The sequence below is a fragment of the Paenibacillus sp. FSL F4-0125 genome (assembly GCF_038008565.1).
Classification (GTDB): Bacteria; Bacillota; Bacilli; order Paenibacillales; family Paenibacillaceae; genus Paenibacillus_AQ.
In genome coordinates this window covers 5,035,168-5,059,644 of record NZ_JBBOZJ010000001.1, presented here as the reverse complement: position 1 = coordinate 5,059,644, position 24,477 = coordinate 5,035,168, and the positions used below count along the sequence as shown (strand labels likewise).

At 47.1% G+C, this 24,477-nt stretch carries 22 protein-coding genes; all 22 read left to right on the top strand.

The genetic code is table 11. From position 1 onward, the window contains the following. Positions 1–8: 8 nt before the first annotated feature. The 22 genes from NST74_RS22560 (at position 9) to dnaG (ending at position 24,446) form a co-directional block, all read left to right on the top strand. The gene (locus NST74_RS22560) at positions 9–1,190 is read left to right on the top strand and encodes an exonuclease SbcCD subunit D (RefSeq protein WP_341114512.1); all 1,182 of its coding nucleotides are present in this window, start codon (positions 9–11) and stop codon (positions 1,188–1,190) included. Position 1,191: 1 nt separating this feature from the next. Beyond that, entirely contained in the window at positions 1,192–4,608 is a 3,417-nt protein-coding gene (locus NST74_RS22555; RefSeq protein WP_341114511.1) for an SMC family ATPase, read from the top strand. A 366-nt stretch (positions 4,609–4,974) separates the two neighbouring features. Continuing rightward, on the top strand, positions 4,975–5,334 hold the full coding sequence (locus tag NST74_RS22550) for a histidine triad nucleotide-binding protein (RefSeq protein ID WP_042130338.1): 360 nt from the start codon (positions 4,975–4,977) through the stop codon (positions 5,332–5,334). 140 nt (positions 5,335–5,474) lie between these two features. After that, positions 5,475–5,648, top strand: a complete 174-nt coding sequence (gene rpsU, locus NST74_RS22545; RefSeq protein ID WP_036657994.1) for a 30S ribosomal protein S21 — start codon at positions 5,475–5,477, stop codon at positions 5,646–5,648. Between the two features lie 15 nt (positions 5,649–5,663). Then, on the top strand, positions 5,664–6,107 hold the full coding sequence (locus NST74_RS22540; RefSeq protein ID WP_042190953.1) for a GatB/YqeY domain-containing protein: 444 nt from the start codon (positions 5,664–5,666) through the stop codon (positions 6,105–6,107). Positions 6,108–6,345: 238 nt separating this feature from the next. Next, on the top strand, positions 6,346–7,710 hold the full coding sequence (locus NST74_RS22535) for an NfeD family protein (protein WP_445668209.1): 1,365 nt from the start codon (positions 6,346–6,348) through the stop codon (positions 7,708–7,710). 63 nt (positions 7,711–7,773) lie between these two features. Continuing rightward, entirely contained in the window at positions 7,774–8,775 is a 1,002-nt protein-coding gene (floA, locus tag NST74_RS22530) for a flotillin-like protein FloA (RefSeq protein WP_042130335.1), read from the top strand. Between the two features lie 18 nt (positions 8,776–8,793). Then, positions 8,794–9,345 (top strand): hypothetical protein, encoded by a 552-nt coding sequence (locus NST74_RS22525; protein ID WP_341114507.1) that lies wholly within the window; start codon positions 8,794–8,796, stop codon positions 9,343–9,345. Positions 9,346–9,515: 170 nt separating this feature from the next. Next, the gene (yqfC, locus tag NST74_RS22520) at positions 9,516–9,809 is read left to right on the top strand and encodes a sporulation protein YqfC (protein ID WP_042130332.1); all 294 of its coding nucleotides are present in this window, start codon (positions 9,516–9,518) and stop codon (positions 9,807–9,809) included. Next, positions 9,806–10,987, top strand: coding sequence for a sporulation protein YqfD (yqfD, locus tag NST74_RS22515; protein WP_042130330.1), 1,182 nt, complete (start codon positions 9,806–9,808; stop codon positions 10,985–10,987). The genes yqfC and yqfD overlap by 4 nt, the downstream gene beginning before the upstream one ends. A 15-nt stretch (positions 10,988–11,002) precedes the next feature. Further along, entirely contained in the window at positions 11,003–11,974 is a 972-nt protein-coding gene (locus tag NST74_RS22510; RefSeq protein ID WP_042190944.1) for a PhoH family protein, read from the top strand. A 14-nt stretch (positions 11,975–11,988) separates the two neighbouring features. Then, complete coding sequence (locus NST74_RS22505; protein WP_042130326.1) at positions 11,989–14,244, top strand: HD family phosphohydrolase; 2,256 nt, start codon at positions 11,989–11,991, stop codon at positions 14,242–14,244. Then, positions 14,241–14,738: an rRNA maturation RNase YbeY gene (gene ybeY / locus NST74_RS22500; protein WP_341114505.1), complete on the top strand. Its 498-nt coding sequence runs from the start codon at positions 14,241–14,243 to the stop codon at positions 14,736–14,738. The genes NST74_RS22505 and ybeY overlap by 4 nt, the downstream gene beginning before the upstream one ends. Continuing rightward, positions 14,738–15,133, top strand: a complete 396-nt coding sequence (locus NST74_RS22495) for a diacylglycerol kinase family protein (RefSeq protein WP_341114503.1) — start codon at positions 14,738–14,740, stop codon at positions 15,131–15,133. The genes ybeY and NST74_RS22495 overlap by 1 nt, the downstream gene beginning before the upstream one ends. 203 nt (positions 15,134–15,336) lie before the next feature. Next, positions 15,337–15,756: a cytidine deaminase gene (locus NST74_RS22490; RefSeq protein ID WP_341114502.1), complete on the top strand. Its 420-nt coding sequence runs from the start codon at positions 15,337–15,339 to the stop codon at positions 15,754–15,756. A 697-nt stretch (positions 15,757–16,453) separates the two neighbouring features. After that, the gene (gene era / locus NST74_RS22485; protein WP_042130317.1) at positions 16,454–17,347 is read left to right on the top strand and encodes a GTPase Era; all 894 of its coding nucleotides are present in this window, start codon (positions 16,454–16,456) and stop codon (positions 17,345–17,347) included. Positions 17,348–17,459: 112 nt separating this feature from the next. After that, positions 17,460–17,603: a YqzL family protein gene (locus NST74_RS22480; protein ID WP_076117313.1), complete on the top strand. Its 144-nt coding sequence runs from the start codon at positions 17,460–17,462 to the stop codon at positions 17,601–17,603. 36 nt (positions 17,604–17,639) lie between these two features. Then, a complete protein-coding gene (recO, locus tag NST74_RS22475) occupies positions 17,640–18,395 on the top strand; it encodes a DNA repair protein RecO (protein ID WP_042130315.1) in 756 nt (251 codons plus the stop codon). 520 nt (positions 18,396–18,915) lie between these two features. Beyond that, positions 18,916–19,803 (top strand): glycine--tRNA ligase subunit alpha, encoded by an 888-nt coding sequence (glyQ, locus tag NST74_RS22470; protein ID WP_042130314.1) that lies wholly within the window; start codon positions 18,916–18,918, stop codon positions 19,801–19,803. Beyond that, the gene (gene glyS, locus NST74_RS22465) at positions 19,796–21,871 is read left to right on the top strand and encodes a glycine--tRNA ligase subunit beta (RefSeq protein WP_341114500.1); all 2,076 of its coding nucleotides are present in this window, start codon (positions 19,796–19,798) and stop codon (positions 21,869–21,871) included. The genes glyQ and glyS overlap by 8 nt, the downstream gene beginning before the upstream one ends. 238 nt (positions 21,872–22,109) lie before the next feature. Continuing rightward, the gene (locus tag NST74_RS22460; RefSeq protein ID WP_341114499.1) at positions 22,110–22,586 is read left to right on the top strand and encodes a YaiI/YqxD family protein; all 477 of its coding nucleotides are present in this window, start codon (positions 22,110–22,112) and stop codon (positions 22,584–22,586) included. Between the two features lie 39 nt (positions 22,587–22,625). Beyond that, on the top strand, positions 22,626–24,446 hold the full coding sequence (gene dnaG, locus NST74_RS22455; RefSeq protein ID WP_341115956.1) for a DNA primase: 1,821 nt from the start codon (positions 22,626–22,628) through the stop codon (positions 24,444–24,446). The last annotated feature ends 31 nt before the right edge of the window (positions 24,447–24,477 follow it).

Genomic DNA, 24,477 nt, shown 5'->3' with positions numbered 1-24,477 from the left:
GGACGAAGATGCGGATATTGCATACGGGAGATTGGCACCTCGGCCGAACGCTGGAAGGAAGAAGCCGGCAGAAGGAGCAAGAGCAGTTCATAGATGAATTGGTGGAGATCGTCGATTTTCATAAAGTGGATTTGATTCTGATGGCGGGAGATGTATATGACTCCGTTAATCCACCAGCGGCTTCAGAACAGCTATTCTATGAAGCTGCTGCTAGGCTGACTTCAGGGGGAAGACCACTTGTTGTGATCGCCGGAAATCATGACCAACCGGAGCGCGTATCTTCTGTTTCACCGCTTGTATTAAGACAGGGGATTACATTGGTGGGTCTTCCTACTTCTGAGCCAGTGACTATTCATGCTGCGCGTACGGGTGAGATTGCTAAAATCGCAGCCCTTCCCTATCCCTCGGAGGCACGTCTCGGTGAACTTCTTGCTGGAGACAGCGGGGAAGAGGAGCTTCGACTGGCTTACAGCGCGCGGGTAGGCAAGCTCATGCAGCTGTTGGGAAGGGAATTCACACCAAAGACCGTGAATTTGGCGATGAGCCATATTTATGTGCTTGGTGGAGTGGAAAGTGATTCGGAACGTCCAATTCAAGTGGGCGGAGCTTATACTGTTGATCCTTCTGCTTTGGCCTGTGGAGCGCAATATACGGCACTGGGTCATCTCCATCGCGCACAGCGAGTTAAGGGGGAAGGAATGATCCGTTACAGCGGATCCCCGCTGGCATACAGCTTTTCTGAAGCAGGACAGGCCAAGTCGGTGACGCTGATTGATGTTGCGCCGGGTGGTGAACCGACCTTCGAAGAAATTTATCTTCGTTGTGGGCGTCCACTTGTACGATGGAGCTCCACTGGCGGATTACAGGAGGTATATACCTGGCTGGATGAAGGCAGAGATGCCTCTGCTTTTATAGATTTGGAAATTCGGCTTAGTGAGGCTATGTCGATGAACGATATTCAACGCTTGCGCAAGTCACGCGAGGGGATCATTCATATTCGTCCGATCTACCCGCAAATGGAGATGGAGCTCGAACAAATTTCCCGTTCGCGTATGCCTGTGCAAGAGTTATTCCGTAAATTCTATCAGCGTCAGACAGGTGGAGCGGAGCCGGAAGACAGCTTGATAGAGCTGTTCTTACAGCTAACCGAAGAAGAACGGCGTCAGCCAGAGGAAGGAGAGGAGAACTAAGGTGAAGCCTATTCTATTAAAAGTAGCAGGATTACAGAGTTATAGAGAAATGCAAGAAATAGATTTTGAAAGTCTGTGTGAGACGGGGCTGTTCGGGATCTTTGGACCAACAGGTAGCGGTAAATCAAGTTTGCTAGATGCTATTACTTTGGCAATGTACGGAAAAGTGGAGCGCGCTGTTAATGGAACACAGGGGATTATGAATCACTCAGAGGATTCACTCAGCGTGGCGTTTACCTTTGAGCTCACTTCTTCCGCTGGGGCACATCGTTATCGTGTTGAACGGAAGTTCAAACGGACAGGTGAGCAAACCGTCAGTAACACGATTAGCCGTTTCATTGAGATTACACCTGACGGGGATAACGTCATGGCGGATAAGCTCGCAGATGTTACGCGCTGCGTGGAGGAGCATATCGGTCTAAAAATGGATGATTTCACGCGAGCGGTTGTATTGCCGCAGGGTAAATTTGCCGAATTTTTATCGCTTCGTGGCGTAGATCGTCGGCAAATGCTGCAGCGCCTGTTCCATCTGGAACAGTATGGCGATCAGCTTGCAATCAAGCTTAGCCGACGGGTGAAGGAGAATGAGGCGGCGCTCCGCGCGCTCATCGCTGAGCAGCAGGGTCTTGGCAGCGCAGGCAAAGAGGATGTAGAGGCAGCGGCGGAGCGCCTCGAGCAGGCCACCCTTTATGCTGCGGAATGCCGCCGAAAGCTGGAGGCGGCATTGCAGGTCTCGGAGCGTTTCGCGCGTATTCGCGAGCTCCAAGAGGAACGCACCCGCCGCGAATTGCAGCGGCAGGGGCTGCTCGCCAAGGAGGAGGAGATTCTCCTCCTTGAACAGAAGCTCGGCCAAGCTGACGAGGCCGAGGCAAGGCTTCCCGCGCTTAAAGCATGGCGCAGCGCGGAAGAAGCCTTTAAGAGCCGATTGGCCCGCGCGGAGGGCCAAGAGGTGCTGGCCGCCGCCGCCGAGCAGGAGGCGGCGCGTGCCGCTGCCGCCGCGGCTGCTGCGCAGGCCGCGCTTGCGGCGGAAGAGCCGGCCCTCCGGGAGGGGGCCGGCACCTACCGCCGCGCGCTCGAGCTCGAGTCCGAGCTCGGGGCGCTACGGCGCGAACTCGCGGCTCTGCGTGAGCGCCGCGAAGAGGCCTCCCGCAAGCTGGCGGAGCTGCGGGAGGGCATGGCTCGGGAGCGTGAGCTTTTGGCCAAGGGCCAAAAGCGCCAGCAAGAGCTGCAGCAGAGCTTGCAGCCGCTCGGTGTCCGCTCCCAGGAGCGGCAGTCTCTGCAAGAAGCGATGCAGAGACTGCAAGGGCTGCACTCCGCCGAATCCCAGTGGGATAAGGCGGAGAAGGAGCGCCTCGAGCGTGCCGCTGCCCTGGCGGCTGCGCAGGCGCGACTCGCGGAGGCCGAGGGCCGTCGTGAGTCGCAGGAAGCTGCCCGCGGGCAACTGATCCGCGAGGCGGCGCTGCATCAAGAAAAGCTGCTGGCAACAGAAGAAGCTGGGCGCACCGCAGCGGAGCGCCTGGAGCAACATATCGGTGCTTTGGAAGCAGCTATGAAGGATCAAGAGCTTCACAGATTGTCCCTTGCACTGGCTAAGGAGCTGGAAGAAGGACAACCTTGTCCTGTATGCGGCAGCGAGCATCATCCTGCACCTGCATTGTTGCAGAATAGCTTAGAGCAACAGGAACTGGAAATGAAGCTTCAGCAAGTTCGGGCGTTGTCCAGACGGGCATTGGAAGCTCGTCATCTGTTCCGCGGTCTTCGTGAACAGGAACAAGTATGGTTGGAGCAGGTATTTGGAAATGAAGTCATTGAAGCGGCAAAACACCCTGCAGCTGCAGGTTCAGAAGTCCGTATTGCTGAAGTTCCTCCAACCGATGTGTCTATTCCCGGGGAAAAAGAATTGTCAGAACTTGAAGCTGCACTTTTGGCATTAAAGGGTCAGTCCGGTGAACTGCGCCGAACTGCGGTACAATGGCAGCAATCAATGCAGGAGGTTCAGCAGCTGTGCCTCAAAGAAGCAGCAGGTGTCGATGGTGAACGTAGCTGGGTGGAAGGAATTACTGCCAAAGCTGAGGAACTTAGCGCGCAGCTAACGACGATGCGGCAGAACTGGGCTCAGCAATTCCCGGATTTGGCACCAGGTGAAGTAGAACAAGCCTATCGTGAGCTGGTTGCGAAGGATGCACAAGCTGAAGAAATTAGATCGCGTCTTGATATCAGTGTCAAGTTTCTGGAAGAGAAGAGCGCTTCAGTGCAGAGCCTTCAAGAGACCATAACAGGGTTGGACAAAGAGCTGGCCCAGTGGATCACACAGATCGAAGGGAAGGAAGAATTGCAACGTGAAAAAGATCAGCGTCTACTGGAGTGGACGAATGGTCGCGCGGCAGCTCCTCTTCTAGCGGCGTGTGAAGGACGTCTGCAGGAGTTGTTAACGGCTCTGGAGACAAGTAAGCAATCACATCTCACAGCTGCGGAGAAGGCTCAACATGAGGTTAAGGCAGCGGCAATTTCTCGCCAGGCTGCAGAATCTGCGCGTGAACATTACGTAGCAGCTACCAGTCATTGGGAACAAAGCTTGGCATCTTCACCGTTTAGTTCAGCTGCTGAGGTTGAAGGGGCAGCGCTCACACCCGAAGAACGGGAAATGGCTTCTTCCAGGGTACGTGCTCATCGTGCCGAAGAAGCTGAGGTCTCCTTGCAGCTGCGTAACATTGAAGAGAAGCTTGATGGGGCCAGCTTAAGTGAAGAGGAATGGCAAGTAAGCCAGATCACCTTAAGAGAAAGCAAGACTGAGGATGAAATATCTCTACAAGCTAGAGCACGTGCAGAGCGTGATCTGGAGGATTTGCGGCATCGGCATATTCGCTGGATGGAGCTTGAAACTCAGCGGATTGAGCATGCTTCTTTGCAAGATCAGCTATCCAAATTGCAGACCGTCTTACGTGGGAATGCCTTTGTTGAGTACATTGCGGAGGAGCAGTTGATGCAGGTGTGTCAGTCCGCTTCTCAGCGGCTTCGTTTCCTGAGCAAACAGCGTTATGCGCTGGAGGTTGATTCGGGTGGCGGCTTTGTAATCCGAGATGACGGGAACGGCGGGGTAAGAAGACCTGTCTCAACTCTGTCTGGTGGAGAGACCTTCCTCACATCCCTTTCCCTGGCACTTGCTCTTTCAGCTCAGATCCAGCTCCGCGGACAATATCCGTTGCAGTTTTTCTTTCTGGATGAAGGGTTTGGTACGCTCGATCCAGAGCTGTTGGATACAGTGATTACTTCACTTGAAAGATTGCATAACGATCAGCTGTCGGTTGGCATTATCAGCCACGTCCCAGAGCTTCGTGCAAGATTACCGCGTAAGCTGGTAGTAGTTCCTGCTGAACAGGGCGGCGGAGGATCTCGTATCCTTTTGGAAAAAATGTGAAGGGTTTTAAACTGTGTGATTGATATCACAGATACAGTATCATCGCGCTGTTATAATACAGCTAAGCCGACATTACTTTAGAAACACCTCGGCGGACGTATGACAGGGAAAGTACTCCTTTTCATACGTCCGCCGCCGAATCAGCTTTATAAGCTGTGAAGGGTGTTTCTCTTTTTTTTGCCTTTTTTAGACCCACGGGTATTTTTATAGAACGACTTAATTTGTTAAGGAATTTCATTCTGTAATAGATACAGTTTTAGAGAGTGGATGTTGAATCTCCTAGCGTCTTTCGTAAATGGTGATTATCCTGTATGATTATCTTATGATGAAGCAAAATTTCACCAATTTTTAGGAGGCAAGCACTCTATGGAGACCGTGTTCAGCAAAATTATTGAGGGTACTATTCCTTCCAAAAAAGTATTTGAAAACGAACGTATTCTTGCATTCTACGACATCGAGCCGGCTGCACCGGTACATGTGTTGATCATTCCAAAGAAGTTCATTGCTTCCATGAATGATGTCACACCTGAGGATCTTCCGCTGATTGCAGAAATTCACAGTGTAGCGCAACAGATCGCTATCGACCTTGGGATTGCTGAGTCTGGTTATCGTTTGATCAATAATTGTGGTCCGGATAGTGGACAAGCTGTGCCTCATCTTCATTATCACTTGCTTGGTGGGGCCAAGCTGGGAGCTCTCACAGGAAACTCAGCTTCTCACGCATAAGTACAATCATTAAATGTTGAAGAACTTGCCAGAAAAAAAGAATAACACGAAGGTTGACACCCTATTTCCGTTTGACCTATAATGGAATTTGATAAACCGTGTTATGCTCTTGGACGGTATGGTCGGAGGGAGGGGAAACTGTGTCTGAAACGAAAGTTCGCAAAAACGAGACAATTGATGCTGCACTTCGTCGCTTTAAACGTTCCATCGCAAAAGATGGTGTCTTGGCTGAGGTGAAGAAACGCAAACATTACGAAAAGCCAAGCGTTAAGAAAAAGCTGAAGTCTGAGGCTGCTCGTAAGAGAAAGTTTTAGGAGGATTACCCACGCATGAATCTTAGCGAGAGATTGAACGAAGATATGAAGCAAGCGATGAAGAGTAAGGACAAGTTCACGCTCTCCACGATTCGAATGGTTCGTTCTACAATAAAGTATCTTGAAATAGATTTGAAGAGAACATTGGACGACAACGAAGTGCTTGATATCCTTAGTCGTGAAATCAAACAGCGCAAAGATGCCCTCCAAGAATTTGAATCAGCGGGTCGCGACGAGCTTGCCGCGAGTACGAAGGCAGAAATCGAGATTATTATTAAGTATCTTCCCGAGCAACTTTCCGAAGAAGAAATTAAAGCAATTGTACAGCAGACCATCCAGGAAACCGGTGCTTCTTCGAAAAGTGAAATGGGTAAGGTCATGAGCGCACTGATGCCTAAGGTCAAAGGTCGCGCCGATGGTAAACTCGTGAACCAAGCGGTTCAACAATTTCTGCAATAATATAGCGCCAGCACCCCTTGTAAAAGGGGTGCTTTTCTTTGAATTATAAGAAATTATTAGTTTCACACCATACTTTATCCTTATAATTCTCGCATAAACGCTTACCGTCCTTATTTGGACGCTGTAGGCGTTTTAGCTTGTTTTGAAACGTAAATCCGTTTTCAGCGTAATAACGTTTATGTGTCCCGGGTCAAGTTGAAGAAGGGAGGTAAAAACATTGAAAAGATTACGGAAAATAATGTTAGCCAGCATTCCCGTTGTTTTGCTGTTACTGCTATTAACACCGTTTATACCGAATGTAAGCGCTGATGTAACAGCTCCAAAAGCGCCGAAAGCTGCAAGTGGCGAGATGAAGAAAGGCCCTGTGTTTATTATTCCGGTTGATCAAAAAATTGAAAGAGGTCTGCAAAGTTTTTTGGAAAGAGGGTTTGCAGAAGCTGCTAATTATGGCGCAGTTCTAATTGTACTTGAGGTGGATACACCGGGTGGATTGGTGAATTCAGCAGAACAGATTGGAACCATGGTAAGAGATAGTGACATACCAACAGCTGCATTTATTAAAGGTGATGCCGCTTCTGCAGGCAGTTACATAGCACTAAACGCAGGTGCAATCATCATGAAGCCGGGCAGCATGATCGGTTCAGCATCTCTCGTGGATAGTAGCGGCCAGAAAGTAGATGACGCGAAGATGGTGTCCTACTGGAAATCGAAAATGATTGGAGCCGCTGCTCTAAATGAGCGTGATCCTGATATTGCTGCGGGAATGGTCGATAGTAATTTAGTTGTGGATAAGCCGGATCTAGGGGTATCTAAAGCGCAGGGCGAAATTATTGCCTTGTCTAGTGAAGAAGCTTTAAAAGCTGGCTATGCTGATCAAATTACAACCACTCCTGAAGAGGCGATTACTTGGTTAGGTTATACTACAGATGACATTTTTCGTGTGGAGCATACGGGTGCCGAGAAAATGTCGCAATTTCTGACGAATCCGATTATTATGACGATTCTGTTATTCATCGGGATCACAGGTATTGTGATTGAATTGATCGTACCGGGCTTTGGTGCACCTGGGATTATTGGAACATTAGCCTTTGTTTTATATTTTTTCGGAAACTCTGTAGCAGGGTTTGCCGGATCTGAGACTTGGCTTTTATTCATAATCGGACTTGTCATGCTTGTGCTGGAGCTGTTCGTGCCGAGCTTTGGGATATTGGGGTTACTCGGTTCCGTGAGTCTTGTGGCAGGTGTCGTACGCGCAGCATATAGCTTTACACATGCATTGTTTAGTCTGGGTATCGCATTCTCGGCTGCTATTGTAGTCATTGTGATTGTGGCTGTCGCATTTAAAGAACGTGGAATTTGGAATCGGTTTATTTTGAAGGATACGCTTTCTAAAGATCAGGGATTTGTTCCTGTTGAAGAGAAGTTAAGCCTAGTTGGAGCTATAGGAAACAGTATTACTCCACTTCGTCCATCCGGAACAGCTATGATTGGCGGCGAGCGGGTAGATGTCGTTACAGAAGGCAGCTTTATAAGCGTTAATGCACCGGTCTCAGTTGTAAAAGTTGAGGGCGGACGGATTGTGGTGAAGGAAATTAAGGAATAAGGTAAAAGATAAAGGGTATGAAGAATTGAAGCTCCACAATAATTTACTGGAGGTTATAAGGTTATGGAAGCATCTTTAATTACTTTTTTGTTCATCGCGGTAGTCGTGATCATTTTGTTGAGCGTATTTTTAAGCTTCTTCCCGGTCATGCTCTGGATTTCAGCATTGGCGTCAGGGGTAAGAATCAGCATTATTACACTAGTGGCGATGAGACTTCGTCGAGTAACACCAAGTCGCATCGTTAATCCAATGATTAAAGCGACTAAGGCAGGTCTTGGATTGAATATTAATCAACTGGAGAGTCACTATCTCGCTGGTGGTAACGTAGACCGGGTTGTTAATGCGCTTATTGCAGCACAACGTGCAGATATTCCTCTAGAATTCACTCGTGCAGCGGCTATTGATCTTGCAGGTCGCGATGTACTTCAGGCTGTGCAAATGAGTGTTAACCCTCGTGTAATTGAGACACCGGTTGTTGCGGCTGTCGCTAAAAACGGGATTGAAGTGAAGGTAAAAGCACGTGTTACTGTACGTGCCAATATTGACCGTCTCGTGGGTGGTGCAGGTGAAGAAACAATCATTGCCCGTGTTGGTGAAGGGATTGTAACAACAGTGGGTTCGAGTGATTCACACAAAGATGTCCTGGAGAATCCGGATTTGATTTCCCGTACAGTATTGTCCAAAGGTCTGGATTCAGGAACTGCTTTTGAGATCCTATCCATTGATATTGCGGATATCGATGTGGGTAAGAACATCGGTGCTTATCTTCAAACCGAGCAAGCAGAAGCGGATAAACGTATTGCGCAAGCCAAGGCAGAAGAGCGCAGAGCAATGGCTGTTGCTCATGAGCAAGAGATGAAGGCGCGCGTAGTTGAGATGAAGGCGCTTGTTGTTGAAGCTGAATCTCAGGTACCTATGGCGATGGCTGAGGCGCTCAGAAATGGTCAAATCGGTGTGATGGACTACATGAACATCAAAAATATTGAGGCGGATACGCAAATGCGCGGCTCCCTCGGCAAAATGAATGATCAGGATGACAATAATCGTCCTAACAATAACAAATAAAAGGGGATGTGAATCTCCATGAGCTGGATCTATATTGTTGCGGTAATTATCTTCGCGATTGTATCCAATGTGAACAAGGCTACAAAGAACAAGCCCAAAGGTGCTACTCGCGGAGGAATGCCTACTTTTGGTGGAGGAGAAGGGAATCCTCTCCGCCGTAATAAAGATGTAGACGGGAACGGAGACCGACCGGAACAGTCTGGCAGTGGTTTTCCAAACCCTGTTACTTCATCCTCCCGTGAGTATGACGCATCACCTGCCTTTCCAGAGCCTGCTTACATCCCAACGCCCGATTATTCTACTGGAGAAGGTATGTCTTTAGAGTACGCTGATGACGGAGTTGAACTGCGCACGCAAAGAATGCAGGAAGAGGTGCGGCGTCTTCAATCTGCTTTTGATGGAATAGCTGGAGCGGATCCCAAGTCGAAGAAGACGAAAAATTCGTCCTCTGACATAGCTGTTCAGTCAAATAGAACAGGGAATAGGGATGAACTGCGCAATGGTGTAGTCTGGGCGGAGATTCTAGGACCTCCGCGTGCTCGCCAGCCGCATTCCACCCGACGATCGTAATTTCGAGCATAGTAACAATTAAGCCTTGGTTTTCCTATCTTTGCGATAGGAGGCCAAGGCTTTTTTTTGCATTTTTTTTACCTGGAAGTTGTTCCTTTATTACTTCTTCTCATAAACAAAAGCGTTGCCGCATAAGGTGTACAGAAGGCAGGAAGGGGGAACGTCTACTTATGACCCGTATTGGCCGCAGGCTGCGGGGATGGACAAACGGGGTGCTAGATCTACCACAGGATTTATTACAGGAAATGCCCCGGATCACCCTGATCGGCAACAAAGAACTGTATATCGAGAACCATCGCGGCGTGCTGCATTTTTCATCAGGCCAGCTTAAGCTCGCGTTAGCTAAAGGATCGCTTGAAATCACGGGAGAGAATCTTGTCATCCGCAATATTCTTGGCCAGGAACTGGCGGTAGAAGGCATTATCGGAGAGATCAGATATAACGAAAGCGAGGGGAAATCATGAAGGAACCACCTCTTTCAGCACTGCGAGGATCCGTTACACTGCTTGTGACGGGGCCTCAGGTGGAGAGATTTATTAATGTCATTTCTGAAGCAGGGATAGTGATTTGGGATGTGAGGCCCGCTGAGGGCGGCGCTTCCCTTAAGCTGCTTCTGGATGATTTTTATGTCCTCCGTCCGATTTTAAAAAAGACAGGCTGTCGGATGCACGTTACAGGAAGAAGCGGACTACCATTTCTGATGGCGCGTCTGTGGAAACGGAAATTTTTTGGCATAGGGATATTGGTATTCGGGATTACGCTCTTTATGTTATCTACGATGGTGTGGAGCATCAGAGTCGAGGGGAATGAAAAGATCGCCTCTGAGGATATATTGGCTGCTGCTCGCCAGGAGGGCGTGTATCCTTTTCAGTGGATATGGCGTCTGGATGAGCCGGACAAGCTCTCTAAGGGGCTCCTAGCCCAATTACCTGGCGTTTCATGGATAGGGGTGCAGCGGACGGGGACGAGCATTAAAATTCAAGTGGTAGAATCTAAACAGCCGGATATCAAACCTCTACTTAGTCAGCGGCATTTGATTAGCAGAACTGATGCGGTGGTAACTGAAATATATGCGGAGCAGGGCAGACCGGTTGTGGCTCGAAACTCTAGGGTTAAAAAAGGCGATATCCTGATCTCTGGTGCTCTAGGCGACGAAGAAAATGTACAGTACGTGGTAGCTAAAGGTGAGGTTAAAGGTCTAGTATGGCATGAATACAATATAGAGGTGCCTCTTACAACAACGAACAGCTCATATACAGGGGAACGTAAGGATCGAACCTATCTGGTGCTTGGCAAATGGGCTATACAGCTATGGGGTTATGGCGAATCTCTTTTCGAGAAATCACGGACGCTTACTGAGCATGATCCGCTGTCCTGGCGGTCCATTAAGCTGCCGCTGGGCCTAATGACTGAGAAAGAATTGGAGATTAGTGAAACGAGTGAGACGTTGACTCCCGAGGCTGGATTTGAAAAGGGAATCGAGCGGGCGAAGAATGATATTTTGGCGCGTTATGGCGTTGATAGCGTCATCAAAAGTCAAAAAGTTTTGCATGAGAAGAAAGAGAATGGTAAAGTTTATATGAAAGTGATCTTTGAAGTAGAAGAGAAAATTTCCGAAGAACTGCCAATAGTAAACAATTGAGGAGAATGAGGCTACTTGTCAGAACAGACTGCAAGCATTCGTATAACTTTGCAAAATGCGGGAGAAGCGCAATCGCTGTTCGGCCCGCAGGATGGATTCCTAAAAATCATCGAGAGTGAAATTCCCGCTATTATTGATTCCCGTGAAGCAGAGTTAACGATACGTGGAGCGGAGCGGGAAGTAGACATGCTGGGGCAATTGTTTAATGTGCTGCTGTCCCTCATTCGGAGTGGATACATACTTACTGAACGTGACGTGCAGTACGCTGTGGAGCTGGCGAAAGACTTTCGAGTCGATCAATTGCTCGATTTGTTCAAGGGAGAAATTACAACAACTTTTCGTGGAAAGCCTATCCGTGTCAAAACGATTGGCCAGAAGCATTATGTGACAACGATCAAGAAGCGTGATATTGTATTCGGAATCGGTCCTGCAGGAACAGGGAAGACCTACTTGGCAGTAGTGCTTGCAGTTACGGCACTAAAAGAAGGTTCTGTTAAGCGTATCATTCTTACGCGTCCCGCAGTAGAAGCAGGAGAGAGTCTAGGGTTCCTCCCAGGGGATTTGCAAGAAAAGGTAGATCCATACCTCCGTCCGTTATATGATGCCTTATACGACGTTATGGGGCCCGATCAGGTGGCTAAGGCGCTTGAACGGGGATTAATTGAAATTGCCCCGCTGGCTTATATGCGCGGACGTACGCTGGATGATTCGTTTATCATCCTGGATGAAGCGCAGAATACAACGCCTGAGCAAATGAAAATGTTTTTGACTCGACTCGGCTTCGGGTCCAAAATGGTGATTACAGGTGACGTTACCCAGATTGACCTGCCCCGCGGCAAGAAATCCGGTTTGATTGAAGCCAAAGCAATTTTATCCGGCATAGAAGAACTTGGCTTTGTCTACTTCGCGGAACAGGATGTAGTACGGCATTCCCTGGTGCAGAAAATAATCGTTGCCTATGACCGCTCTGCCGAAAACCTCCAATAAAGGGGATTGTCTTCATGGCTTCAAAGCAACCATCTAAATTAAGCGGATTTGTATATACGAACAACGGGTGGAAGTATAGCGCGGCGACACGCTATGCTCTTTTCCTGTTACTCGGACTTGTGTTCTACTTCAGTCTGTCGCCCGATCTGCTGCCCAAGCGGTATGATATTAAAGAGAATACGCTCAGTGCGAAGGAGATTACAGCGCCTAAGCAAATTCTGGATAAGAAGGCAACACTAAAAGCGGCGGAAGAAGCTGCCGAAGGTGTATCTCCAAAGTATAAAATCATCCCGATGAGGGCCGATAATCTTGTGACATCGCTACTGGACCGGATTGATCGCCTGAATCAGGATGATTTGATTTCGCAAAGCGATAAGACTGAGATTTATCGTGATGAGATCCCGCAGAGAGCCAATGATTTTATTTTAAATTTCATAGCCTCAAATCGGGGCGGAGGCACTTATTCTGATCATCTTTTGGAGGAAATGCAATCCGTCATAAAAGAGCAGACCTATGTCATTCCTGATGAAACTTATATTAAGATTCCACGACTGACCTCTCAGGACATTATCGAAATGAAGCCGGTCGCCCGTGATATTGTGACTAGGCTGATGAATGATCAAATCACGGACGCCCAGACTGCACGCGCCAAAGTGGCGGAGCAGGTCAGTATCAGCTCACTGAGTCAGCGTACGGCGCGTGAGGTTGTGCAAGAGTTAGTCCGGCTCGTTATAACAAGCAATAAGTTCTATGACGAAGATGCAACGAAGGAAGCGAAGGTACAGGCTCGTGAGAACACACCTGATGTGTTCATTGAACAAGGGGACGTCCTCGTGGCTAAAGGGCAAAAAATCACTCCTGAGCTGTACGCTCTTTTGGATGAGAATGGCCTGCTAAGTAATGAGGTCAACTATTGGCCTCAGGTTGGATTGCTATTACTTGCTACCATGCTATCTGCGGGTTTGATGGTATTTATCCGATACTCAGGCGGAACCGCGGGCTTCAAGTATAATAATTCCCAGTTATTAATGCTGGTGCTTGTTTTTGTTATTACGATTATCACTATGCGGTTGACCGCAATTTTGCAGACGGATGTTCATTCCTATCTTGGGTATCTGGCTCCAGTAGCTATTGGTGCTATGCTGATTACCATGCTTCTGGATATGACATTAGCGTACTTCTGTTCTATTCTGATCAGTATACTCGCCAGTATCATTTTGAATGTTCAGCAGAATTCGGTGTTTGATTTCACTTTTGGCTTCTTTTCAATTGTTGTTTGTTATGTGGCTATTTTTGCCACTCATCGTGCAGGTCAGCGTTCCACATTATTAAAGGGTGGGATTATGGTATCCCTTTTTGGTTGTGTGACTGTCTTTATGCTGATGCTGTTAGCTGGTGGAGAATGGAAAGATGTAAGCACGCTGTATGCCGTTGGTTTTGCTTTTGCGAGTGGACTTTTGACTGCGGTGCTTGTGATTGGTCTGATGCCTTTCTTCGAAGCAACCTTTGGGATTCTATCAGCACTGAAGCTGGTAGAATTGTCTAATCCAAACCATCCGTTGCTGCGCAAGCTTCTTACCGAAACACCGGGAACCTATCACCATAGTGTAATGGTAGGTAACCTGTCGGAGGCTGCCGCGGAAGCGATTGGAGCAGACGGTCTACTGTGCCGTGTAGGATCGTATTATCATGATATCGGCAAAACAAAACGTCCGTTTTATTTTATTGAGAATCAGAATAACATGGAAAATCCGCATGACTCTATTGAACCGAAGCTTAGTAAATCTATCATAGTGGCACATGCCCGCGATGGGGTGGAAATGCAGCGAGAATATAAGCTGCCTAAGCCGATTCGTGATATTGCGGAGCAGCATCATGGAACTACGTTCCTGCATTATTTTTATCATAAGGCACTGAAGCTGGCGGAAGAAAAGGGTGTAGAGCCTGATTTTACAGAAGAAGATTTCCGTTATCCTGGTCCGAAGGCTCAATCGAAGGAATCGGCCGTTGTCGGAATTGCCGACAGTGTTGAAGCTGCGGTGAGATCATTGCGTAAACCAACTGTCCTGCAGGTGGAGACGATGATTGAGAAGATTATTAAGAGTCGACTGGATGATCATCAGTTTGACGAATGTGATTTAACGATTAAAGAATTGGATATTATTGCACGGACGCTGAAAGAAACGGTCATGGGAATTTTCCATTCACGGATCGAATACCCAGAAGATGTGCGTAAGCCGAAAAAAGAGGAAGGGGCAGCTAACCCATGAGTTTGGAGATCGTTTGGGATAACGAGCAAGAAGAATACGAGATAAAGGACGATCTCATAGCGCTGCTGGAGAGCATTTTGCAAAAAGCAGGTGAAGCGGAAGGGATCGATCAGGGAGAGGTTGCGCTTACTTTTGTCGATAACACTCGTATTCATGAGCTGAATTTGGAATACCGGGGAATTGACCGTCCGACAGACGTACTTTCTTTTGCGATGAATGAAAGCGGAGAGGACGAGCTGGACATTATATACGAAGTAGAAGAAGGCGAAGTGCTGGAAGATGTTCCGGACGTACTGGGAGATATCATCATTTCCGTAACTCGTGCTCAGGAGCAAGCGCAGGAATATGGTCATTCGCTGGAGCGTGAGCTTGGTTTCCTCTTCGTGCACGGATTTCTGCACTTGTTAGGATACGATCATCAGGATGAAGCTTCAGAGGCTGAGATGATGTCTAAGCAAGAGAAGGTACTGGCTCAGGTTGGGTTGACTCGCTAATGGTGAAGAACACGGCGGTAGGACACAAGAAGTTCTGGCACTCTTTTCGGTTTGCATCGCAAGGCATCGTGTCGGCTTTCAAATCCGAGCTTAACATGAAGGTGCATTGCTGTTTGGCTGTGGTTGTACTTGTTGCCGCTGCCGTGTTCAGACTTCCACTGGCTAGTTGGATGCTGTTGCTCTTTTCAATCACGCTTGTCTTAGCCGCCGAGCTACTCAATACAGCAATTGAAGCGACGGTAGACCTGATCTCGCCGGAGATTCATCCACTGGCTAAGAGAGCTAAAGATACCGCCGCAGGAGCTGTGCTTCTTACGGCGGTGTTTGCTGTCTTAGTTGGGGTCTATGTTTTTTACCACCCGGTGATGGACTGGATTAGCGGACTTATGTCATAATCAGGTTACAATTCAATTCAGGGGAGAGGCGGACCCGCGTTTTGCGATTCCGCCTCTTTGGTTACTGGATGTTTAGGAAGCGAGTTTTGTACGAAGATAATTCTATGAAGTGACGCTAACAAAACGAAGTGAATGCTTCCGAAGTAGTTTTGTACGAAGTATTTCCATGAAGAAACGCTAACAAAACTTTAGGAGGAACCAATATGGATTCCGCTCTTCTTATGCAAGAAGCGATTAAAGCACGTGCTAAGGCATATATTCCCTACTCCCGATTCGGAGTCGGAGCCGCCCTCCTTGATCAGGATGGTCATATTCATCACGGATGTAATGTAGAAAACGCTGCTTTTGGCCCAACCAATTGCGCAGAGCGGACAGCTTTATTCCGTGCTATCGCTGACGGTCATGCTATTGGTTCATTTAAGGCGATCGCCGTTGTTGCCGATTCAAATGGTCCTGTATCACCCTGCGGTGTATGCCGGCAAGTTATGATTGAGTTGTGTTCACCAGACATGAAGGTTATCCTTGGAAACATGAAGGGTGATATCGTTGAGACCACTGTGGGAGAATTACTCCCAGGCGCATTTGGTCCTGTAGATCTGAAGCAAGGACAAGCACCTGAGTAAAACGAGAGTTTGATTTATGCCTGATTAAAGGCAGATCAAGCTTAGATTGACGAAGGTTGCTGTTTTAATTGCACAATGTACAGTTAAATCGCCCCGAGTTCACATTAATCTATGTTTAGTTGTAGAAAATACAATTAATTTCTTGTTTAAATCCATAGTTGGTTCGTAAGACAGAATTTAATTGCACAGAATACAACTAACACACCAAAGACATAGCTCTAAGTCGAATTAACTGTACAAAATACAATTAAAAGTGTGCGATCATCATCAAGTTAGGTTAGAATGATGCAAATTATGTGTTGTTAGAGTAACATTACGAGGTAAGCACCACGGCAAAGTCGCTAGCGATTCCTAGCATACGTAAACGGAGCCAGCGAATTCTAGCACATTGTTACTTGTAAACCTGCCTGTAGCTACATCTCTGCTTTCTTTATCATCGTGAGCTCAGAAGCGTGCGAGCCGTGGGGATAAGCCACAGTGAAGCGTGTCCCTGATAGGGGACGAAAGCGCTCATGCACATCGTCCCTCTAATCCCGCCGTACGTTGCAGATACGCCTATTTCCGGGTGTCCAGCGGGCCGGGGCCCTCTAAATCCCTCTTGGCAAAGGGAGATTTAGAGGGATAGAAAAAGCTTTTTAAAAAAGAATAAATGTTAGAAAAAGATTGAACTAGAAGGAAAGTATGGAAGGAAGATAATATGAAATTCAAATCAGGCTTTGTCGCAATTATCGGCAGACCGAACGTAGGCAAATCGACACTCATGAACCAGGTTATTGGACAGAAGATTGCAATCATGTCAGATAAGCCACAGACCACTAGAAACAAAATCCATGGGGTCTATACAACGAATAATTCACAAATCGTGTTCTTGGACACACCAGGTATTCATAAAAGACAGTCCAAGCTAGGCGACTACATGAACCAGACAGCAATGAGCACGCTGGGTGAAGTTGAGGCTGTACTGTTCCTTGTGGACGCTGCAGATGGTTTGGGCGGTGGAGACCGATACATTGCTGAGCAATTAAATGGACTTAAGACGCCGGTTATTCTTGTGCTCAACAAGATCGATAAAATAGAGCCGGAAGCATTGCTCCCGCTTATGGCTGAGTATAACAAGCTGCATAGCTTTGCTGAAATCATTCCGATTTCCGCTAAGATGGGCAGCAATGTTAACACGCTGTTAGAGCAAGTCGCTAAGTATTTGCCAGAAGGTCCACAATACTACCCAGAAGATCAAATAACGGATCACCCTGAGCAATTTGTGTGCGCAGAACTAATCCGTGAGAAGATTCTGCATTTGACGCGCGAAGAAGTACCGCATTCCATTGCTGTGGCTATCGAAGATATGAGGGTTGAGCCGAATGGTGTGGTACATGTGTCTGCCGTTATTTTTGTCGAACGTGATTCGCAAAAGGGGATTATTATCGGTAAGCAAGGTGCGCTGCTGAAAGAGGTTGGCAGACGGGCTCGGACAGACATTGAGAACCTTTTGGGTTCGAAGATTTTTCTGGAGCTTTGGGTAAAAGTGAAAAAAGACTGGCGCAATCAGGACCGCGTTCTGCGGGATTTGGGCTTCCATAAAGACCTTTAAGATCTATTTCCGTCATTCCTCGTTTGGCAGGAATTGCAAGGATAGAACCTGGCTCATCGCACATCCTAATTCTTGAAGAGACATCGTCTTTCCCAAGAAAGGATGAATACGAATGCGAAACTTTTCGTGGAAGTATTTTGCAATGACAGGAGACGTCGATGCTTACCTGCTATACAAGGAAGCTGGCTATCCACTTGAAGACAGTGGATTACAGCTAGTGGAAGAAGAGAAGGTCTGTGATGAAGAAGCGCAATAAGGACTGGTTGCTTGCCGAATGGTTGGGGGAAGAGGCATGCTACACAGGGTGGAAGGGATCGTCATCCGCAGCATGGACTACGGCGAGGGGAACGCAATCATTACGCTTTGCACCGAGAACGCCGGGAAAGTAGGGGTTCTGGTACGAGGTGCTAAGAAGGTCAAAAGCCGCCATGCTGCCCTGATCCAGCTGTTCACCGTCGGGGAATTTGTTTTTTTTAGAAATAACGGAGGTCTTGGGACGCTGAATTCCGGCGAAATCACGAAGTCTCACCATCCTTTGCGTGAGGATTTGATCAAAGCTGCATATGCGTCTTACGCTTGTGAACTGCTTGATAAAGTCTTGCATGATGAGGAAACGGGGAGCTTCTGGTTTCGCCAGCTTACGGCCTGCTTGAACGCACTTGAAGAAGATAAGGAACCTGGAGTTATTATAAATGTTTTTGAAATGAAGATTTTGCAAGCGGCTGGTTATGGTCCAGAGTTCGACACCTGTGTGATATGTGGAGCTGAAAAGCCTGATGAACAACTGCTGATAAGCCCTCGCCTGGGCGGGGCACTATGCCGCAGCTGTAAACATAATGATCCTCCAGCAATGGAAGTCTCTGCCCGCGCATTGAAATTGTTGCGTTTATTCGCCAGACTTGATCTAACTAGATTAGGGAACGTGGATGTTAAAGAAAGCAGCCGCGATGAACTGAAAAAAATTATGCGAGCCTTTATGGATGTGCAGCTTGGATTAAAGCTGAAATCACAGAATTTCCTAGATCAGCTCGACAAGTACAAGATTTGACGAAATCTGATTTTTCCGTTACTATAGGATCAGTTTAATTATAAGATTTATCGCCGTTTTGCTCCATTTTGGGAGAACGTGCATTGATCGGGAAAGTAGTGAGCGATTTTGTCGCGATTCAGCGAGCCGGGGGTAGTGAGAGCCTGGCGGGACAATGTTCATGAACATGGCACCCGGGAGTACGGATATGGCGAATGAAAGTGGATTTCGTTCTTGTCTTTAGCAGTGATATTGCTGAATCAAGGTTGGAATCAAGTAGGGTGGAACCGCGGGAGAATAAGTTAAGCTCTCGTCCCTATGTCTGTTAATCAGGCATGGGGGCGGGGGTTTTTTGTTGCTGTCAGGAGCGAAAATGCCGCCTCCATGGTAAGAAGTTTTAAGTAAGCAGAGGCAAGCATAAACGTCTTCGACGTCCTTGTAAGAACGGTGAGCGTTTATGCGAGAAATATAAGCAATAAGTATTGTGTGATGCTTATACTTCTTATATTTTAAAAACTTGTAAAGCGAAGGAGACGGTATTATGAACTTTCAGCAGATGATTTTGACGCTGCAGCAGTTCTGGGCTGAACAGAACTGTATTATCGTACAGCCTTATGACACTGAAAAAGGCGCCGGCACAATGAACCCTATGACATTTTTACGCTCACTAGGTCCAGAACCATGGAGAGTTGCGTATGTAGAGCCTTCACGTCGCCCATCCGATGGACGATATGGAGAAAACCCGAACCGTCTGTATCAGCATCATCAATTTCAAGTTATTATCAAACCATCGCCAGATAACATTCAAGAGATTTACTTGGATAGTTTGAAAGCACTCGGCATTGATCCGCTCTTGCATGATATCCGTTTTGTTGAGGATAACTGGGAGAACCCTTCACTCGGTTGTGCAGGTCTAGGATGGGAAGTATGGCTGGATGGTATGGAAATTACTCAGTTTACGTACTTCCAACAGGTAGGTGGAATTGAAGCCAATCCAGTAGCCGTAGAAATCACTTACGGTATGGAGCGGTTAGCATCCTACATTCAAGATAAAGAAAATGTATTCGATCTTGAATGGGTTAGCGGCATGACTTACGGTGATGTTTTTCATCAGCCGGAGTTTGAGCATTCTACTTACACCTTTGAAGTATCTGATGTAAAAATGCTATTCTCACTATTCAACATGTACGAAGAAGAAGCGCGTAGAGCGATGGAGCAACATCTTGTATTCCCAGCCTACGATTACGTGTTGAAATGTTCACATAGCTTTAATCTGTTGGATGCGCGTGGAGCCATCAGTGTTACTGAACGGACTGGATTTATTACCCGAGTGCGTAATCTTGCCCGCTCTGTAGCGGCAACATATCTTGAGGAACGCGAGAAGCTTGGCTTCCCGCTGCTGAAGAAAGAAGGTGCTGACCGTGTCTAAAGATATCCTGTTTGAGATCGGTCTGGAGGAAATTCCAGCACGTTTTATCCGCGCTGCGATGGAACAGCTACAAGATAGAACATCCAAGTGGTTGGATTCTGCACGGATTACCCATGCTGGAGTTACTGCCTATGCAACACCACGTCGTCTCGCTGTTTTAGTTAAGGATGCGGCTGAGAAGCAAGAAGATATTAGCGAAGAGGTTAAAGGACCATCGCGCAAAATCGCACTGGATGCCAATGGGGACTGGAGTAAAGCTGCCTTAGGATTTGCCCGTAGTCAGGGTGTATCTCCAGAGCAATTTACATTCAAAGAGCTTGCTGGAGTTGAGTATATTTATGCTACTAGAAATAGTGCAGGGGTAGAGACAGCTTCGTTGCTCTCTGAAGGTCTTTTAGGGATCGTAAATGCAATGACTTTTCCGAAAAACATGCGTTGGGGAGCTTACGATTTTAAATTCGTGCGTCCGATCCGCTGGTTAGTTGCTCTTTTTGGAAAAGATATTATTGATTTGGAAATCACGGATGTAAAAGCAGGTAATGTGAGCCGTGGACATCGTTTTCTGGGAACAGAGACCGTAATTTCGGAGCCGGCACAATATGTGGAGAGCTTGCGTGCGCAGCATGTCCTTGTAGATGTGAAGGAACGGGAAGAACTGATCCTGAAACAAATCAACCAATTGGCTGAAGAAAAAAACTGGACGATTGCGATCAAAGAGGATCTTTTGGAGGAAGTACTGTTCCTAGTGGAAACACCTACCGTACTGTTTGGAACCTTTGACCCATCGTTCTTGAACATTCCACAGGATGTGCTGATTACTTCGATGCGTGAGCATCAGCGGTATTTCCCAGTATTTGATGCAGCGGGCAAACTTCTACCTTTCTTCGTAACGGTACGTAACGGGAATGCAGTATCTTTGGATGTTATTGCTAAGGGTAATGAGAAGGTGCTCCGTGCTCGTCTATCAGATGCCAAATTCTTCTATCAAGAAGATCAAAAGATGAAGATTGACGATGCACTAGCCAAATTAGAGAATATCGTCTACCATGAAGAACTTGGCAGTGTTGGAGATAAAGTTCGTCGTATTCGCCAAATCTCCGATCGTCTCGCTGTAAAGTTGGGATTGTCTGATAGGTCCCTCACTGAAGTAAGTCGGACTGCTGATATTTGCAAATTCGACCTTGTGACTCAAATGGTTTATGAATTCCCGGAACTTCAAGGCACTATGGGCGAAGATTATGCACGCAAAGCTGGAGAGCCTGAAACTGTGGCAAAAGCGATCTTCGAGCATTATCAGCCACGATTCGCTGGAGATGCAGTACCTTCGACAGATGCCGGCTCGGTTGTCAGCATTGCGGATAAGATCGATACGATTGTAGGATGCTTCTCCATCGGTATTATTCCTACAGGTTCCCAGGATCCTTACGCACTGCGTCGTCAGGCTGCAGGGATCGTTCAAATCGTGCTTGAGCATAAATTGCCGATTACGCTCCGTGAAATTTTTGAAGCAGCGATTGAAATTCATAAAAATTCAGGGAATTCGAAACATTCTGACGATGAACTACGTATAAACCTGTACGAGTTCTTCGGTCTGCGTGTTAAACGCCTTTTATCCGACAATGTACGCTATGATGTTGTGGACGCTGTTACAGCGGCGGGCTTTGATGATGTGGTAGATGTTGTAGGCAGAAGTCGTGCACTTATGAGTGCTGTGTTAGACCAGGCAGACTTCAAAATTACCGTAGATTCACTCACTCGTGTCAGTAATCTGGCAGCGAAAGCAACCAGCGAAGTGATAGATCCTTCTTTGCTTAAAGAAGATGCTGAGCTGCAGCTGTATAAAACATGGCAGGAGTTACACACACCGTATCTTGAAGCGATGTCTGCGAATAATGCCGAAGAAGCACTTCGTATTCTCTCGGGTCTAAAAGATGCTGTTACAGTATTTTTCGATTCGGTTATGGTTATGGCGGAGGATGAGCAGGTACGTGCTAACCGTTTAGCTCTGCTTGCTGGGATTGATTCTGACTCCAAGGCGTTTGCTGATTTTGGCAAGCTCGTCTGGTAGAAGACTGAGCACCGGAGTTCCCGGCTGAATTCAAGATTCGACGTTTGATCAATGACAGCTTTTTGAACAACATCTATAAGAAAAGTTTGTGTCTTATGGTATAGAATGTTGGTTTGGGGTATAAATATACGGAACGGTGCCAATGCGTCATTTGACATCCGTTCCGTATTTATGCATAGAAAGAAGGATTTCTTGCGGTGAGGGCGTATATATATTACACGGGAAATTGGTGATGATCATGGAGAAGAAGTCCCAATCTAGAACTATAGTCGTGGATGGGGATGCTTGTCCGGTCAAAAAAGAAATTGCCGAAGTAGGGCGCGCTTTTGGTGTGCCAGTACTGATGGTATCTTCTTATGACCATGCACTAAAAGCTGAAGAGGGTGTAACGGTTGTGCAGGTGGACCGGGGAGATCAGAGCGCCGATCTATATATTGCCAATCATATTAATGCAGGAGATGTGGTATTGACGCAAGATTATGGTCTCGCAGCACTTGCGCTCGGCAAACGTTGCAGTGTGCTTTCTTTTCGTGGCCAGGAATATGATGATTTCAAAATGGATTTTATGTTGGAAGGTAGGCATGCCAGGGCCGTGGAACGAAGACGGGGACATTATTCTAAGGGTCCGAAACCTATAACGGCAGAAGAAAAATTATATTTTCAACATAAAATGACAAAACTTTTAATACTTTTGCAGGAGAATGTGGAGCAATAGCGAATTATATTTATTTGTTAAGAATTGAAGGTGGTTGAAGTGGCTAGCGGACACGGGAATATTCCGGAAGAAGTTATCGAAAGCGTGCTTGCACGTCATGATATTGTCGATACAGTCGGTAAGGTTGTCCATTTGTCCAAGCAGGGGAAATATTTATGGGGCCTCTGCCCGTTTCATTCGGAGAAAACCCCTTCCTTTACAGTTACCCCCGACCGGGGAGTATTTCATTGCTTTGGCTGCGGCATGGGTGGAAATGCCATCAAATTTAGGATGGAAATCGAAGGATTAACCTTCCCCGAAGCCGTCAAAATAATGGCTGAAGAAAGTGATATTCTCGTACCTGAAGGTAAGGGAGGCCTGATGTCTCCTCCTGATCCGGAACGCGATCGGTTGATTCAAGCTTATGAATGGTCCGCAAAGTTTTATCATTACTTGCTGAAGAATACGGAACACGGCAAAGCCGCTATGGAGTATTTAAGAGCCCGGAACTTCAGCGATAAAATGATTGACCAGTTTCAGATCGGATATGCTCCGGACCGCTGGGATACTTTGCTACAATTTTTGGAGAAACGGAATTTTGATCTTGCTGAGATGGAGAAAGGTGGACTCCTGTCTGCTCGAGGCGAGGGCAAAGGATATATAGACCGTTTCCGTGGTCGGATTATTTTTCCGATTGCGAACCGCACAGGCAAGGTGATTGCATTTGCCGGAAGAATTCTTGGAGAAGGACAACCCAAGTATTTGAATTCTCCAGAGAGCAGATTGTTTAACAAAAGCCGGATTTTATACAATTTGCACCAGTCCAAAGCATCCATCCGCAAAATGCGGCAAATCGTCCTCTTTGAAGGATACGGAGATGTCATTTCGGCCTGGGAAGCAGGTGTGCATAACGGTGTAGCAACAATGGGAACATCTTTAACTGAAAGTCATGTAGCACTGATGAAGAGTCTGGCCGATGAAATTGTACTGTCTTATGATGGTGACCGGGCAGGACAAGCAGCTGCTATGAAGTCCATTCCTATGCTTGAAGGCAGTGGTCTGCGTGTAAAGATCGCCTTACTGCCAAGCGGGCTCGATCCAGATGAGTTCATCTCCAAGCATGGTGGAGGAAGGTTTATGGATCAGGTTATTGATTCAGCGGTCTCATCCATAAAATTTAAGCTTATATATCTGAAAAAAAACCATATACTCCTAGAGGAAGATGGCAAAATTGCCTACGTTAAAGAAGCTTTGGAGGTCATTGCTTCGTTACATTCCTCGACCGAGAGAGAGGTTTACCTAAGGGAAATCGCTTCTGAGCTGGAACTTTCATATGATAGTTTGAAGCAGGATTGTAATTTACTTAGGGCATCGATGCAAAAAAACATCCCGGAAGGGGATAATAACGACAAAAGGTGGAATAATGGTAGGCATAAAAAAGGGCAAGTGCAGACACCAACTTTGCTGCCCGCTTATCATGTCGCGGAACGGCGTCTACTGTCCTTTATGATTCAGGACCCGGAAGCCGCCACGTATGTGGGCGAACGCCTCGGAGAAGATTTTAACATCGATGATCATGCGGCAATTGCCGCTTATCTATATGCCTATTACGCGCAAGGCAAACCACCCGGCATTAGTCGGTTTCTATCATCGCTTCAGGATGATCGTCTAGAGAAAACTGCTACATCAATTTCCATGATGGATACACCTCCAGACTGGAATATGCAGGTGCTGGATGATTGTATCCGTGAAGTACGGAAATACCCACTGCAGCGCAAGATGGATCAGAAGCGTGAAGAGATGATTCAGGCGGAAAAGTCAGGTGACTTTTTGCGTGCGGCACAAATAGCAAGTGAGATTATAGCCCTAGAGAGACAATGAAATGTTGACAGGATGTACCTAGGGAGGAGGG